Source organism: Streptomyces sp. NPDC000151, from assembly GCF_040301705.1.
In the GTDB taxonomy this organism is placed as follows: Bacteria; Actinomycetota; Actinomycetes; order Streptomycetales; family Streptomycetaceae; genus Streptomyces.
Window position 1 is genome coordinate 15,471 of record NZ_JBEPFC010000015.1, and the last position, 14,246, is coordinate 29,716.

At 70.5% G+C, this 14,246-nt stretch carries 13 protein-coding genes; 7 read left to right on the plus strand and 6 right to left on the minus strand.

Annotated elements, in window-relative coordinates; translation table 11 throughout:
• Positions 1-15: 15 nt before the first annotated feature.
• A complete protein-coding gene (locus ABT381_RS07360; RefSeq protein WP_351589079.1) occupies positions 16-1,068 on the minus strand; it encodes a type III polyketide synthase in 1,053 nt (350 codons plus the stop codon).
• A gap of 305 nt (positions 1,069-1,373) precedes the next feature.
• Here ABT381_RS07360 and ABT381_RS07365 point away from each other — a divergent pair, with 305 nt between their 5' ends.
• From ABT381_RS07365 to ABT381_RS07380, 4 genes are all read left to right on the plus strand, one after another.
• Entirely contained in the window at positions 1,374-2,273 is a 900-nt protein-coding gene (locus ABT381_RS07365; protein WP_351589082.1) for a LysR family transcriptional regulator, read from the plus strand.
• Positions 2,274-2,535: 262 nt separating this feature from the next.
• Positions 2,536-3,885, plus strand: a complete 1,350-nt coding sequence (locus ABT381_RS07370; RefSeq protein ID WP_351589085.1) for an NAD(P)/FAD-dependent oxidoreductase — start codon at positions 2,536-2,538, stop codon at positions 3,883-3,885.
• Between the two features lie 29 nt (positions 3,886-3,914).
• On the plus strand, positions 3,915-5,336 hold the full coding sequence (locus tag ABT381_RS07375) for an MFS transporter (protein WP_351589088.1): 1,422 nt from the start codon (positions 3,915-3,917) through the stop codon (positions 5,334-5,336).
• A complete protein-coding gene (locus tag ABT381_RS07380; protein WP_351589091.1) occupies positions 5,333-5,701 on the plus strand; it encodes a cupin domain-containing protein in 369 nt (122 codons plus the stop codon). Before ABT381_RS07375 ends, ABT381_RS07380 begins: the two co-directional genes overlap by 4 nt.
• Positions 5,702-5,717: 16 nt before the next feature.
• Here ABT381_RS07380 and ABT381_RS07385 read toward each other — a convergent pair whose 3' ends face one another.
• A complete protein-coding gene (locus ABT381_RS07385; protein WP_351589094.1) occupies positions 5,718-6,590 on the minus strand; it encodes an ergot alkaloid biosynthesis protein in 873 nt (290 codons plus the stop codon).
• A 146-nt stretch (positions 6,591-6,736) separates the two neighbouring features.
• Here ABT381_RS07385 and ABT381_RS07390 point away from each other — a divergent pair, with 146 nt between their 5' ends.
• Positions 6,737-7,324: a TetR/AcrR family transcriptional regulator gene (locus ABT381_RS07390; RefSeq protein ID WP_351589097.1), complete on the plus strand. Its 588-nt coding sequence runs from the start codon at positions 6,737-6,739 to the stop codon at positions 7,322-7,324.
• Positions 7,325-7,339: 15 nt separating this feature from the next.
• On the opposite strand, the gene ABT381_RS07395 is transcribed toward ABT381_RS07390, so the two are convergent.
• The 3 genes from ABT381_RS07395 to ABT381_RS07405 form a co-directional block, all read right to left on the minus strand.
• Complete coding sequence (locus ABT381_RS07395; protein WP_351589100.1) at positions 7,340-9,337, minus strand: APC family permease; 1,998 nt, start codon at positions 9,335-9,337, stop codon at positions 7,340-7,342.
• 116 nt (positions 9,338-9,453) lie between these two features.
• A complete protein-coding gene (locus ABT381_RS07400; RefSeq protein ID WP_351589103.1) occupies positions 9,454-9,954 on the minus strand; it encodes a VOC family protein in 501 nt (166 codons plus the stop codon).
• 282 nt (positions 9,955-10,236) lie between these two features.
• Positions 10,237-10,848: a GlcG/HbpS family heme-binding protein gene (locus tag ABT381_RS07405; protein ID WP_351589106.1), complete on the minus strand. Its 612-nt coding sequence runs from the start codon at positions 10,846-10,848 to the stop codon at positions 10,237-10,239.
• Between the two features lie 354 nt (positions 10,849-11,202).
• On the opposite strand from ABT381_RS07405, the gene ABT381_RS07410 reads away from it, so the two are divergent.
• The gene (locus tag ABT381_RS07410; protein ID WP_351589257.1) at positions 11,203-12,441 is read left to right on the plus strand and encodes a sensor histidine kinase; all 1,239 of its coding nucleotides are present in this window, start codon (positions 11,203-11,205) and stop codon (positions 12,439-12,441) included.
• Positions 12,442-12,515: 74 nt separating this feature from the next.
• Entirely contained in the window at positions 12,516-13,145 is a 630-nt protein-coding gene (locus ABT381_RS07415) for a response regulator (protein ID WP_351589260.1), read from the plus strand.
• A gap of 112 nt (positions 13,146-13,257) precedes the next feature.
• On the opposite strand, the gene ABT381_RS07420 is transcribed toward ABT381_RS07415, so the two are convergent.
• Positions 13,258-14,202 (minus strand): amidohydrolase family protein, encoded by a 945-nt coding sequence (locus tag ABT381_RS07420; RefSeq protein ID WP_351589109.1) that lies wholly within the window; start codon positions 14,200-14,202, stop codon positions 13,258-13,260.
• Positions 14,203-14,246 lie beyond the last annotated feature (44 nt).

Below are 14,246 nucleotides of genomic sequence, written 5' to 3' on the forward strand. Positions count from 1 at the left end.
AGCCCTGCAGGGACGTCACCAGCGCAGCAGCACCAGCTCACTGGCGAACCCCGGGCCCATCGCGGTGAGCAGGCCCCAGCTCCCGGCCGGCGGCGGCGCCGCCATCGTGCTGCGCAGGACGTCGAGTACGGAGGCGGAGGAGAGGTTGCCGCGGCGGGCCAGCGAGTCGCGGGTGTGCGCCAGCGCATCGGGCGGCAGACCGAACGCGCGCTCCACGGCCTGGATGACCTTCGGCCCGCCCGGATGGCAGATCCAGCTGGTAATGGACTCCGGCGTCAGCCGGTAATCCCCGAGGAAGTCATGCACATCCTTGGGCAGTTGGTCCTCCGCGACCGTGGCCACGTCCGGCGACAGCACGATGCCGAAACCGTGGGCGCCGATGCGCCACCCCATCACGTCCTCGCTGTCCGGGTAGAGACAGCTGCGGGTCGCCACGACCTGGGGTCCCCCTCGGCCCTCCGCCCGTCGCTCGCCCACCGCCACCACCGCCGCGGCCCCGTCACCGAACAGGCTCAGCGCCACCAGGTTGGCCGTCGACGCGTCGGTCCGCTGCACGGTCAGGGAACACAGCTCCACGGAGAGCAGCACGGCCACCTGGTCCGGGAAGGCGCGCAAGTAGTCGTGCATCCGGGCCACGCCCGCCGCGCCGGCCGCGCAGCCCAGACCGAACAGCGGAATCCGTTTGACGTCCTCGCGCAGCCCCAGCCGCTGTACGAGCCGCGCCTCCAGGGAAGGAACGGCGAGGCCGGTCACCGTGGTACTGACCACCACATCGACTTCCTCCGGGAGGATGCCGGCGGTCTCCAAGGCCCCGCGCAACGCCCGCTCGCCGAGGTCCAGGGCGGCCGTCCGCCAGGCCTCGTTGGCCGCGGTGAAGCCGTCCAGCTTGCGGTACTCCTCCAGCGGCAGCGCCATGTGCCGGGTGCGGACGCCCGCGTTCGCGGAGATCTTCTCGAGCACCTGCCGCGCCGGCCGGTCGTGCCCCAAGCACGCCTCGGCGAAGGCCGAGGTGATCTCCTCCTGCCGGTAGCGGTACGGCGGCGTGACCACCTCCGCCGCAAGGACCACCGGCCCGGCCGGGACGGAGCCGGGCCGACGCGACCTCGTGGGAACAGAGCCGGAAGGTGGGCGCATGACCTGGCCTCTGCTGTCGGTGACTGCGGCGCACTCACCCTAAGCCATACAAAAACCACATTTCTTGGCAATTCGCCGTGTCACGCGCTTAGTGCTTTTATCGGGCGGGGTGGTGTCCTGGTCCGGCTGCGCCAAGGCAGCTGTTTTCACGCGGCGCTGATCAACGGGTGTTCCGGTGGCGCCCGCCACGATGCAGAGTGGGCCTGCCATCCGGGCGAGTCCGGTGAGAGTGAGGGGCGATGGACGCGAACGTCACGGTGCGGGACCTGCGCGCGGTGCTCGAAGTGGCGGAGCGCGGGAGCTTCGCGCGCGCGGCCGACGCGCTGTGGGTGTCGCGCGCGACCATGAGCGAACAGATCAGGGGCATCGAGCGCGGCCTCGGAGTACGGCTGTTCGACCGCACCACGCGCAGCGTCAGGCTGACCCCGGCCGGACGGGTCTTCATCGACCACGCCGCGCGGCTGCTGGCGGACCTGTCCGGCATGGAGGAGGCGGTACGCGAGGCCGGCGAGCAGCCGCGGGGCACGGTGCGGCTGGGCCTGCCGGCCGGGGTGGTCACCCAGCGGATCTGGCACGTGCTCTCGGCGTTCCGGCGTTCCTACCCCGCGATCGAGCTGATCTTCGCGGAGACGACGATCCAGGACCTGATCCACGCGGTGCAGAAGGGCGAGCTCGATCTGTCGGTGGCGGCGTGGCCCGCGGAGCGGACCCCCACCGGGGTGAGCACGGCCGAGCTGGCGCTGAGCCACACCGGGGTCGCCGTGGCCCCCGATCATGAGCTCGCCAAGCTGCCGAGCGTGCCCGCCGAGGAGCTCGCCGACGTGCCGCTGGTGACGTTCGTGCACGGCTTCGCGCTCCGCACCATCGCGGAGGACTTCTGCCGACGAGCTGGGCTCGACCCGCTGGTCGCCATGCAGAGCTCGGTGGACGAGACGGTCTCGGGGCTGGTCCGGGCCAAGGTCGGGTACTCGATCCTGACGCACGAGCGCGCGGCCCAGGACGGGCTGACACTGCTGCCGACCGACATCCCCTGCCCGGACCGCGTCCTCGGCCTCGCCTGGGCACAGCACGGGACGCTCGCGCCCGCGGCGGTACGGCTGCGCGAGCGCATCATCGACGGGTTCCGCGTCACTTCGTAACTGTTCGGTTGGGCCGAACAGTGCGTTCGGCTGATCGCTCTTGATGAACGAGTGTGCTGGGCCACACACTCGTTGCCACCACCAAGGGCCCGGTTTTCTTGCGGCGGTCGATCCCGTCACTCACCGGGCGGCGAGCCCATTCGGCATACGCGCGGCAGCGGCCCGCCAAGGGCCCCGCGTATGTCATTCCCGAAAGGCCCAGTCGATGACCCATGTGCGTTTTCACCAGAGTGCCGCGGATTACGGGACGCTCTCGATGTGGATGGACGAAATTTCCCACGACCTCTCCCCCCGGCCGGAGTTGCGGGGTGATGTGGAGGTAGACGTCGCCATTGTGGGCGCCGGTTTCAGCGGCCTGTGGACCGCCTTTTACCTCCAGCAGGCCGACCCCTCCCTCCGTATAGCCGTACTGGAGGCGGAGACCGCCGGTTACGGCGGGTCGGGGCGCAACGGCGGCTGGTGTTCCGCGATATTCCCGACCTCCTGGGGAAGGCTCGCGGCCGGCCACGGCCCGGATGCCGTACACCGTCTGCAACAGGCGATGAACGCGACGGTCGACGAGATCGGCCACGTCTCCACGACCGAGCCACTGGACTGCGATTTCACCAAGGGCGGCTATGTGGCCCTGGCCCGTAACCGCGCCCAACTGCTCAGGGCACACGCCGAAATCGCCGAGGCGCGTCGCTGGGGTTTCGACGACGAGCAGCTGCGGTTTCTCGACGCCTCGGAGGCACGCGCGCTCGCCCCGGCGACGAACGTCCTCGGCGCGACCTTCACCCCGCACTGTGCCGTCATCGATCCCGCGAAGCTGACGCGCAACCTGGCGCGGGTGGTCGAGGACAAGGGGGTCAGGATCTACGAACGGACCGCGGTCACCCGTATCGAGCCCGGCCGCGCGGTCACCCCGTACGGCACCGTCCGCGCCCGCCACGTCGTCCGGTCGACCGAGGCGTACACGGGCAGCCTCCAGGGCCACCGGCGCACCGTCGCACCGGTCTACGCACTGGCCGTGGCCACCGAGCCGCTGCCCGAACCGGTACTGGCCGAGCTCGGCATGGACACCCGGCCGGCCTTCAACGACCTGCGGCACATCCGCATCTGGGGCCAGCGCACCGCTTCGGGGCGCGTCGTCTTCGGCGGGCGGGGAGCTCCGTACCATCTCGGGTCCGCAGTGCGCCCCGGGTTCGACCGGCACGATGGCATCCACGCCGGGCTGCGGCACACCTTGCTGGAGCTGTTCCCGCAGCTCAACGGCGTGCAGTTCACCCACCGTTGGGGCGGCCCGGTGGCCATCCCCCGCGACTGGCACCCGTCGGTCGGGCTGGACCGGGCGACCGGTCTGGCGTGGACCGGCCCGTACGTCGGGGACGGTGTCGCCACGGCCAATCTGGCGGCGCGCATCCTGCGCGATCTGATCCTGGAGCGCGACACCGAGCTGACGAAGCTGCTCATCGCCAATCACCGCTCCCCGCGGTGGGAGCCGGAACCGCTGCGGTGGTTCGGCATCAACGCCGGCCTGCGGGTCATGAACAGCGCGGACCGGAGCGAGGCCCGGAAGGAGCGCCCCTCCCAGCGCGCCCGCCTGTTCAGCAAGCTCATCGGCGGCCACTGAGAACCACCACGGAAAGGTGCGGAAAAACCATGGAACTGACGGCCATCGATGACGCCCCCACCACACGTTTCCACAGAAAACTCACCGTGTCGTGCAGTGGCGGTCCACTTCTCGACGGATACCTGCTCACCATCATCGGAGTCGCCCTCACCGGTGTCACGAAACAGCTTTCGCTGACCGATGTCACCGCCGGACTGGTCGGTGTCGCCGCGCTGGTGGGGATGTTCTTCGGCGGGCTCGTCATCGGCCCGCTGTGCAATGCCCTGGGACGCCGCCTGCTCTATCTGGCCAACCTGGTCGTCCTCCTCGTCGCCTCGCTCGCGAGTGCATTGGCCACCGAGGCATGGCAATTGATCGCCCTGCGTTTCGTCATCGGCATGGCCGTGGGCGCGGACTATCCGATCGCCACGTCACTCATGGCCGAATGGCTGCCCCGGCGGGCGCGCGGACGGATGATGGGCACGCTGATCGTGGGATGGTTCGTCGGCGCCATGCTGTCGTACCTCATCGGCTATCTGCTCGTCGAAACCGTCGGCGACTCGGCATGGCGCTGGATGCAGGTCAGTTGTGCACTGCTGACCCTGATCGTCCTGCTGCTCCGCCTGGGCACTCCCGAATCGCCACGCTGGCTGGCGTCGAAAGGCCGGCTCGCGGAAGCACAGGAACTGGTGGAGAAAGTCCTGTCGGTAAAGGTGGCCGACGCGGACATACGACGGGCCGCGCAAGCACCGACGCACCCGCAGGCACGCGCGCGATTCCGCGGTACGTACCTCCGGAGAATCCTCTACTGCACCGGCTTCTACACCTGCAACATCATCCCGCTGTGGGCGATGTACATCTTCGGCCCCACCATCCTGAAGTCGCTGGGCTTCGGGTCGGGGAACGACAGCAATCTCGGCTCGCTGCTGCTGAGCGTGTTCTTCCTGGCGGGGTGCTTTCCTGCCATGTGGCTGATCGAGCGCGTCGGCCGCCGGCCGAGCAACATCTGGTCGTTCGCGCTGTCGGCCATTCCCTTTCTCGTACTGGCCATTTGGCCGGACGCGTCACCGGCCGCCGTACTGCTGTGCTTCGCCGCCTACGCGATCCTGCAGGGCCCGCCGGGAATCCTCCAGTGGATCTACCCGAACGAGGTCTTCCCGACCTCCATCCGGGCCTCCGCCGTCGGCCACGCCGTGGCGTGGAGCCGCATCGGAGCCGCGGTCGGTACGTACCTCATCCCGCTCTCCCTGTCCCACATCGGCCCGCGCTTCACGATGCTCATCGGCGCCGTCGTCCTCCTGATCGGCTGGCTGATCAGCGTGCTCTGGGCCGAGGAAACCCGCGGCAAGAGCCTGGAGGAGGCCGCAGCCCCCACCGAAACAAGCACCGCCCCGCTCACCGACACGGACACTGGCACCGGCACCGGCACCGGCACTGGCACCGTCCGCACCACCGACAGGAGCACGACATGAACGCCCGTCCCCCTCACGAGAGCTGGTCCCTCCCCGACACCTTCCCGGACCCGCACGACTTGCAGGACTGGGGCCTCCGCCCGGGAGCCGACCGGGGCGCGCCCCAGCAGCACGGCCTGCGGCTCGTCGGTACCGAACGCGCTCTTCCCGAAGCGGGCCTGTGGCAGTGCACCCCCGGGAGCTGGCCCCTGCGGGACATCCCGTACACCGAGTTCGTCCACATGCTGCACGGGCACAGCCTGATCACGGACGCGGACGGCCGCACCACCGAACTGCGCCCCGGGGACGTACTCGTACTGCCACGCGGCTGGTCCGGCCGGTGGGAGGTCGTCGAGACCACCAGAAAGCTCTACTTCCGCAGCTGACCGCGGCTCATCGCGGCTAACTGCGGCTAACCGCGGAGGCGATGAGGACCTGCCCGGCATGTTCCGCGAAGGAGCGCGGGCGGTGGCCGGTGACGTGCTCGACGGCGTCCGTGGTCCTGTCTTCGGCACCCTCGGCGATCAGGGTGTCCATGCGCGCGAGCATCGTCGCGAAGTCCTCGGGCACTTCCCGCAGGTACCGCGCGATCATCTGCTCCTCGGTCACGGACTCGTGGCGCACGCGGCGGCCGGTGACCTCCGAGAGCACGGCGGCGACCTCGTCGTAGCTGAGGGCCTGCGGTCCGGTGAGGACCCAGTCGGTGTTGTGGGGTACGGGGTCGGTCAGCGCGTGGGCGGCGACGGCGGCGATGTCGTCGGCGTCGACGAACGCCACCCGCCCCTGCCCCGTGGCCGTCGTGATGCGGCCTTCGGCGCGGATGCTGTCGGCGTGTTGGTGACGGCCGGTGAAGTTCTGCATGAACCACGACGGGCGCAGCACGGCCCACTCCTCGAAAAGGTCCGGCAGCGCCTGGTGGACGACCCCTGTAGCGGGCCCGCCGGCGGGAATCCGGGAGGAGCTGAGCAGGACCGCCCGCCGTACTCCTGCGCGGCGGGCGCGGTCGAGGAAGGGCAGCATCACGGCGGCGGGGTCGGCCGCCCCGACGGGCGGCACGAGGTAGACGGCCCGCACTCCTTCCAGTACCGCGTCGTGGGTGGAGCGGTCGAACCAGTCGAAGGCCGCCGGCTCGGCACCGGCGACGGGCGCCGCCTTGCGACCGGCGGCCTTGACCGGGTGTCCGTCCCGTACCAGCCGGGCCGTGAGGCGCGTGCCGGTGTTCCCGGTCGCGCCGGTGACCAGGTAGTACGGGTAGTACGTGCCATGAGGGGCCATGCCGCTCTCCTTCATCTGCTTCGTCGGCGCAGGGGTCCTGGACGCTGGCGCGCGCGGCAGGCCGCTACGATACGGACCGGCGGTCCGCTTTTAACGATACGGACCGGCGGTCCGTTTAACAAGGAGAGGGCAAGGAGAGATCACCGATGCCGGAACCAAGGCAGCGCGCCGACGCCGTACGCAGCCGCGAAGCCGTACTGGACGCCGCCGAGGCCCTGTTCGCCCGCTCAGGTGCCGAAGGTGTGAGCATGAACGCCGTCGCAGCGGCCGCGGGCGTCGGCAAGGGCACCGTCTTCCGCGCCTTCACCGACCGCACCGGCCTCCTCCAGGCCCTCGCCGAACGTCGCTCCGCCCCGCTGCGCCAGGCCATCACCGAAGGCCCCGCTCCGTTGGGTCCCACGGCTCCCCCGCACGAGCGCGTCCCGGCGGTACTCGACGCCCTGGCCCACTTCAAGCTCGACAACCGCGGCCTCTACCTGGCACTGGAGGAGGCCGGCACGGCCAGCCCCTACCGCAGCCCGAGCTACACCTGGTGGCACACGGTCCTGCGCGAAAGCCTGGAGCAGCTGACCGCCCCCGACGACGCCGCGTTCCTCGCGCACGCACTGCTGTCCGCCGTCCGCGCCGACCTGATCACCCACCTGACCGAGACGGAACACCGCACACCGCACGACATCCGGGCCCGCCTGGCCGCCCACGTCCAGGCAGTACTGCCCGCGGCCCAACGCCCTTAGGGCGCAGCTTTCGTCTCAGCCGACGTGCACGCGCGGCCGGCGCTTCGGGTCGGGTTCCGCGCGGCGGAGGACCTCGCGGGTGACCGGGGCGACCTCGCCCTCGCCGAAGACGAGGAAGCGCAGCAGGTGACCGACCGGGTGGCCCTCGGTCCAGGTGAAGTAGGCGTGCGGGATCCGCCCGGTACGGTCGCGCAGCTCCATCAGTACGGCGGCGATCGTGTTGGGCACCACGGGGCCCTCCACCCGCAGCCTCCGTACGCCGTACGCCTCCTCCCCGTGCACGGCCAGGTCGGCGGTGAAGTCGGAGGAGTCCTGTACGAAGACTTCCAGGAAGAGGACGGGCCGGCCGCCGGGGATGTGGGTCTCCTCGCGCTGGCTGTACTCCTTGGTGCGGTACTCCGCCGCGCTGCGTTCGTCCGGATCATTGGCGATCACGCGCAGCGGGCCCGAGCGGGCGGCCTCGTCGATCAGCCGGGCGGCGGCTTCGTCGAAGGTGACGTCCACGGCGCGCAGTTCGAAGGCGCGGTGGAGGCGGGAGGCGAAGGAGGTGAGCAGGATGCCGATGATGAAGAGCGAGGCGATCTTGATGCCGTCGGGGCGTTCGACGACGTTGGTGACCAGCGTGTAGGCCATGACGGCGGTGATGGCCGCGAAACCGTACATCGCATACCGGTGACCGGTGTGCCGCGCCGCGACGGCGGAGGCGAAGGACGCCGAGAGCATCAGCACCAGCACGCCGGTGGCGTACGCGCCGCTCTGGTCGTCCACGCTGGCGTTGAACCACACGGTGATGAAGACCGCGATCGCCAGGAAGACCAGCACCAGCGGGCGCACGGCGCGCGTCCACTCCGGGGCCATGCCGTACCGGGGCAGATAGCGCGGTACGAGGTTGAGCAGCCCGGCCAGCGCGGAGGCGCCGGCGAACCAGAGGATGGCGATGGTCGAGACGTCGTACACCGTGCCGAACACCTCACCCAGGCGTTCATGGGCGAGGTAGGCGAGCGCCCGGCCGTTGGCCGAGCCGCCGCTCTCGAACTCCTTCTGCGGGATCAGGATGGTCGTCGCGAGGCTGGAGAGCAGCAGGAAGCAGCTCATGATCACGGCGGCGACCGTCAGCAGCTTCCGCGTGTCGCGGATGCGGCCGACGGGCTTCTCGTACGTGTCGCCGGCATCGCCGCGGACCTGCGGCATCACCGCGACACCGGTCTCGAACCCGGACATGCCCAGTGCCAGTTTGGGGAAGACCAGCAGCGCCACGCCGATCATGCCGAGCGGTGAGGAATGGCCGGCGGCCAGCGCGTCCGTCCAGTCGCCGATCTTCGCCGGGTGGCTGAGGACCTGCCAGGCGGAGGCGGCGATGACGACGAGGTTGAGGGTGAGGTAGCAGCCGACGAGGACGACGGCGACGCCGATCGCCTCACGGAAGCCCTTGAGGAAGACCGCGGCCAGCGCGGCGATCAGGACGAGGGTGATCCAGATGTTCTCGCCGCGCAGCCAGTGCGGGGCGAACGGGTTCTCCACGGCGTGCGCCGAGGCGTCCGCCGCCGACAGCGTGATCGTGATCATGAAGTCGGTGGCCGCGAAACCCAGGAGTACCAGGACGAAGAGCTTCCCCGCCCACCAGGGCAGCAGCCGCTCCAGCATCGCGATCGAGCCCTCGCCGTGCGGGCTCTCCTTGGCGACCCGGCGGTACACCGGCAGCGCCCCGAGCAACGTGAGCGCGATCAGGACCAGGGTCGCCAGCGGCGAGAGCAGCCCGGCCGCCAGCGCGGCGATGCCGGGCTGATAGCCGAGGGTGGAGAAGTAGTCCACACCGGTCAGGCACATCACCCGCCACCACCGGTGGCCCTTGTGCTCGGCGGGCGGGGTGCCGTGGGGGCCCGGGTGGCGTGCGGTCTGCTCACTCAGCCCTTCGAGCAGCCAGGCCCGCCAGCGGCGCCGGCGGGCGGCCTCCTGCTGCGGCCGGAGGTGGGACTGGGGCTGTGGCTGGTGCTCGGCCTCAGTGCCGGTCATTGGTGCGCTCTTCCTGTCGGGGGCCGGCGGAAAACGACGTTCGACATGCGGGTATCCCGCTCATCGTCTCTCGCACGGCCCCCGGGAACCCGAAAGGATCGCCGCGAGGCGGCTCGCTAGGGGCGGACGTAGGGCCGGGTCAGGATCTCCATGTTGTGGCCGTCGGGGTCGGCGAAGTACGCGCCACGACCGCCGAACAATCCGTTGGTCCGGCCCGGTTCCGTATGGCTGGGGTCGGCGTGGTAGGTCACCCCGACCGCCTCCAGGCGGGCGATCATGGCGTCGAACTGCGCGTCGGGCACGAGGAAGGCGTAGTGCTGCGACTGGATCGGCTCGTCCCGCTTCTCGTAGTAGTCGAGCGTCACGCCGTTGCCCAGGTCGACGGGCAGGAACGGCCCGAACGGAGCACCGACCTCCAGCCCGAGGATCCCAGCGAGGAACTCGGCCGACAGCTGCCGGTCGCTGGCGTAGACGACGGTGTGGTTGAGCTGGATGGTGGTCTGGTCGGTGGTCTGGTCGGTGGTCTGGTCGGTGGTCTGGTCGCTGGCCGTCGGCGGCTCGGATTCGCGGGAGGGCGAGTGGGAGTGGGAGGGTGAGTTCTGCTGGTTGTACGGCATGGGTGAGGAGTCTCCGGGTCTTGGGGCCACTGGGGTGGGGCGCCACGTGCGGGCGCCGGGAGAAGACGCGGAGAGAGGGGCGGGGCTCTTGCCCGCCACGCGCTCACGCCAAAGCCGGGCGCGTCACTCGTACTTGGCCCACGGCCGACCCGGCAGTCACCCGAGGGACTTTAGTGCGCATCGCCCGGCCGGGACAACGCGTTTTCTCCGCCGCCGACCGGCCATCGAAGGCCGCCCCGTCACAGGACCGCGCTACCCAGTGGCCGCTCCCCCGCGGGAGGATTACCCGCCGAGCTTCCCGAGCTCGGTGACGCCGGCCCGGGCGAACTTCTCGTCCAGGTCGCCGGACGGGGCACCGGCGACACCGATACCGGCGACCGGCGCGCCCTTGGCGCTGACCGGGGCGCCACCCGCGAGGAACAGGGTGCCGGGGATGTCCTTCAGCGTCGGGGCCTTCTCCAGGCGCTTGACCAGCTCGGAGGTCGGGGCGTTCCAGGAGACGGCGGTGTACGCCTTCTTCACGGCCGACTCGTAGGACTGCGGGCCCGCGCCGTCGCCGCGCAGCTCGACGATGGTGTTGCCGTTGCGGTCCACGACGGCGACGGAGACGCGCTGGTTCTCCTTCTTCGCGGCGTCGAGGACGGCCTCGGCGGCGTCGGTGGCGGCCGCGACGGTCAGATGGGTCGACTGCATGAGCTTGTCGGTCGACGTGGCGTTGTCACTCTGCGCGCCGGCCTTGACGGCCGCCGGGGCCGCCGAGGAGGCGCTCGCCGACCAGGCGCCGACACCGCCGAGGACGAGGGCGGCGGCGAGGGCACCGCCGCTGATGACGCGGACGCGCTTCGAGACCTGCTTGACGTCGTGATCGTTCATGCCGTGCTTGACGTGCTTCATGGGTGCCAACTCCTAAGATTCTCGGGGCCGGTTCCGGGGCCGGGACCGGTGCCGGTGCCGGTACGTGTCCGTGCTGTCCGGCTCTGAGATCCATCCTGGGGCGGCATCCCCCTGCTCCCCGTCGTCGTACCGGCTGCATACGGCGCGCGGGACGGTGGACATCGGGGTCAACCGATCGGATGACCCCGCCCCTGCCCACCCGGCGGACAATGGGAATGTTCCGCCAGCTCAGTGGGATGGACAGCGGGATGGACAGCTTGGTCCGGCCGGTCAGGAAGGCGGTACACAGTGCACGCAGGTGGGCAGTCGCAGCCCCGCGACGACGATCCTGACGCCCGCCGGCTGGCGACCGTCATGCACGTGACCTTCTTTCTGCTGCTCGGGGCGTCCATGGCCCGGTTCATCCAGCGGCACGGCGGCGAGGCGCCCGCGCCCTGGGTGATCGCGCCCTGGGTGATCGCGCTGGCGGTGGTACTGGCCGCGCTGTATGTGGCGGGGCTTTACGTGACCGGGCTGTACGTGACCGGGCCCGGCCGGGGCGCCCCGGCCATCCCCCAGCTGCCGCCCGGCGCCCGGGCGCCATGGCCGCCGGCCCGCCGCCTGGTGTGGCTGGGCGCGGTCGTCGTGGTGTGGGCGGTACTGGTCGACCTCGCCCCGAGCTTCGCCTGGGTCGCGGTCCCCCTGTTCTACGCGGCGCTGCGCACCCTGCCGCCGCTGGCCGCGTACGTCCTGGTCGCCGTTCTCACCGTCTTCGTGATCATCGCGCAGCTCACCCTGGCTCGCCGCTTCGACCTGGACCTGGTGATCGGCCCGGCCGCCGTCGCCACCTTCGCGACCGCGATCTTCATGTACATGCAGCGGCAGGCGGCCCGGCAGCGCGTCCTGATCGACGACCTGGTCCGCACCCGCCGCGAACTGGCCGCCACCGAACGCCGCGAAGGCACCCTCGCCGAACGCCAGCGCCTGTCCATGGAGATCCACGACTCCCTCGCCCAGGGCCTGTCCAGCCAGCGGATGCTGCTCCAGGCCGCCGAGCGCACCTGGGACGCCGACCCGCCCAAGGCCCGCGGCCACGTCCGTACCGCCGCGTCGATCGCCGAGCACAACCTCGCCGAAGCCCGCCGCTTCGTCCACGACCTGGCCCCCGCCGACCTCTCCGAAGGCGGCCTCCCTGAAGCCCTGCGCGCCCTTGCCGGCCGCGAGAGCCACGATCGCCTCGCGGTCCGCGTCCACATCGACGACCCCACCGGTACCCCGCTGCCCGACCTGGTGCAGTCGGCGCTGCTCCGTATCGCACAGGGCGCCCTGGCCAACGTACGCGAACACTCCGGCGCGACCACCGCAGCGCTCACCCTCACCACCCTCGACGACCAGGTCGTCCTGGACGTCGCCGACGACGGCCGCGGCTTCGACCCGGCGGTGCTACCCGACGCGCCCACCGGAGTACGCGGCCACGGCATCCCGGCGATCCGCGCCCGGGTCCAGCAGCTCGGCGGCACCCTCACCGTCGAGTCGGCCCCCGGCGAAGGCGCCGTACTGACCGCCGCGATTCCTCTGGAGCGGCCCTCGCTTTCCCTGGAGCAGCCACAGTGACGACGCCCCCGCCTCCACCCCCGACCCCCACCACGCCGACCGCGCCCACGGCCCCGGAACGGCCCCCCGTACGCATCCTCCTCTGCGATGACCACGTGGTCGTACGGGCCGGCCTCCTGGCCCTGCTGGACAGCGCCCCGGACATCGAGGTCGTCGGGGAGGCGGGCACCGGCGAGGAGGTACTCGCCCTCGCCGCGAAGCTCCACCCCGATGTCGTCCTCATGGACCTTCAGCTCGGCGCCGGCATCGACGGCGTGGAAACCACCCGCCGCCTCACCGCCACGGGTCAATCCCCCCAGTCTCCCCAGCCCCCTCATGTACTGGTCCTGACCACGTACGACACGGACGCGGACATCACCCGCGCCATCGAGGCGGGCGCGACCGGTTACCTCCTCAAGGCCGAACGCCCCGAGGAACTCTTCGCCGCGATCCACGCCGCGGCCCAGGGCCGCACGACGCTCTCGCCCCCGGTCGCCAGCCGCGTGATGGCCAACATGCGCACACCCCGCCCCACCCTCACCGACCGCGAACGGGACATCCTCACCCAGCTCGCCCAGGGCCTGGGCAACCGCGACATCGCCAAGGCCCTGTTCATCAGCGAGGCAACGGTGAAAACCCACCTGGGCCGCATCTACGGCAAACTCGGCGTGGACACCCGGGCCGGAGCGGTGGCAGTAGCGAAGGAACAGCGCCTGCTGCCATGACCCGAGGACGGCTGCGTCCAACCCTGGGATCTATCGCAGGAGTTACGGACAGAGTCGCGGCCCGCGGCGGTTTCGCAGTGCCCTGCCGGTGGGGTCAGTAGGGTCCGTGGGGTCAGCGGGCGAGGCGGGGGAAGAGGATCTCGGCGTTCTTGCGGTTGATGGCGTCGGCCTGGCCCGGGGCGTAGTCGGGGTAGGTCTCCAGGTAGTGGTTGTAGTAGCTCCCGGCCTCCTGCGGGGCGAAGGGCCAGTCACTGCCGTAGAGGACGTGGCCGGGTTCGGCGAAGGCGAGGAGGGCGGGTAGGGCGCTGGGACTGGCGGACAGGGCGGTGTCGAAGTAGAACCGCTTCAGGTCGCGCAGGATGTCCTCGGCCTTGCGCTCGCGGTCGACGACGGTGGAGGTCAGGCCGGTGAAGCGGTACGCGGCGTAGGGGAGGAAGCCGCCGCCGTGGGAGAGGATCACCCGCACGTTCGGGTAGCGGTTCATGACGCCGTTCAGTACCAGGTTGAGGGCGCTGCGAGTGGTGTCGAAGACGTAGTCGGCGAGCGGGGCTGGGGTGCCCGGGAGCAGGTCCATCGGGGGCTGTGCGGGGTGGATAAAGACGTTTGCGCCTCGGCGGTCGAGCTCGGCCCACAGCGGTTCGAAGTCGGGATCGCCGAGGTAGCGGCCGCGGGCGTTGGACATCAGTACGACGCCGTCGGCGTGCAGGTTGTCCAGCGCGTGGACGGCCTCCGCCACGGCGGCGTCGGCATCGGGCAGCGGGATGCTGGCGAAATGGCCGAAGCGGTCGGGGTGGTCCTTGACGACCTCGGCGCCGTACTCGTTCACGGCACGGGCGAGATCCCGGGCCTGCACGTCGTCGCCGAGATGGACGCCGGGAGCGGTGACGGACAGAACGCCGGTGGCGATGCCCTGCTCGTCCATCATCGCGATGGCGCTCTTCGGGCTCCAGTCCGGGATGGCCCAGCCGCCGGAGTCGAGGCCCTGTGCGGCGAGGATCTTGGCCCAAACCGGCGGAACGATGTGCTGGTGGACGTCGATGCGAGCGGCGAAAGACATATTGCTTCGCTCCCTAATGCTTAGCTTGCTAACAACATTCGTTT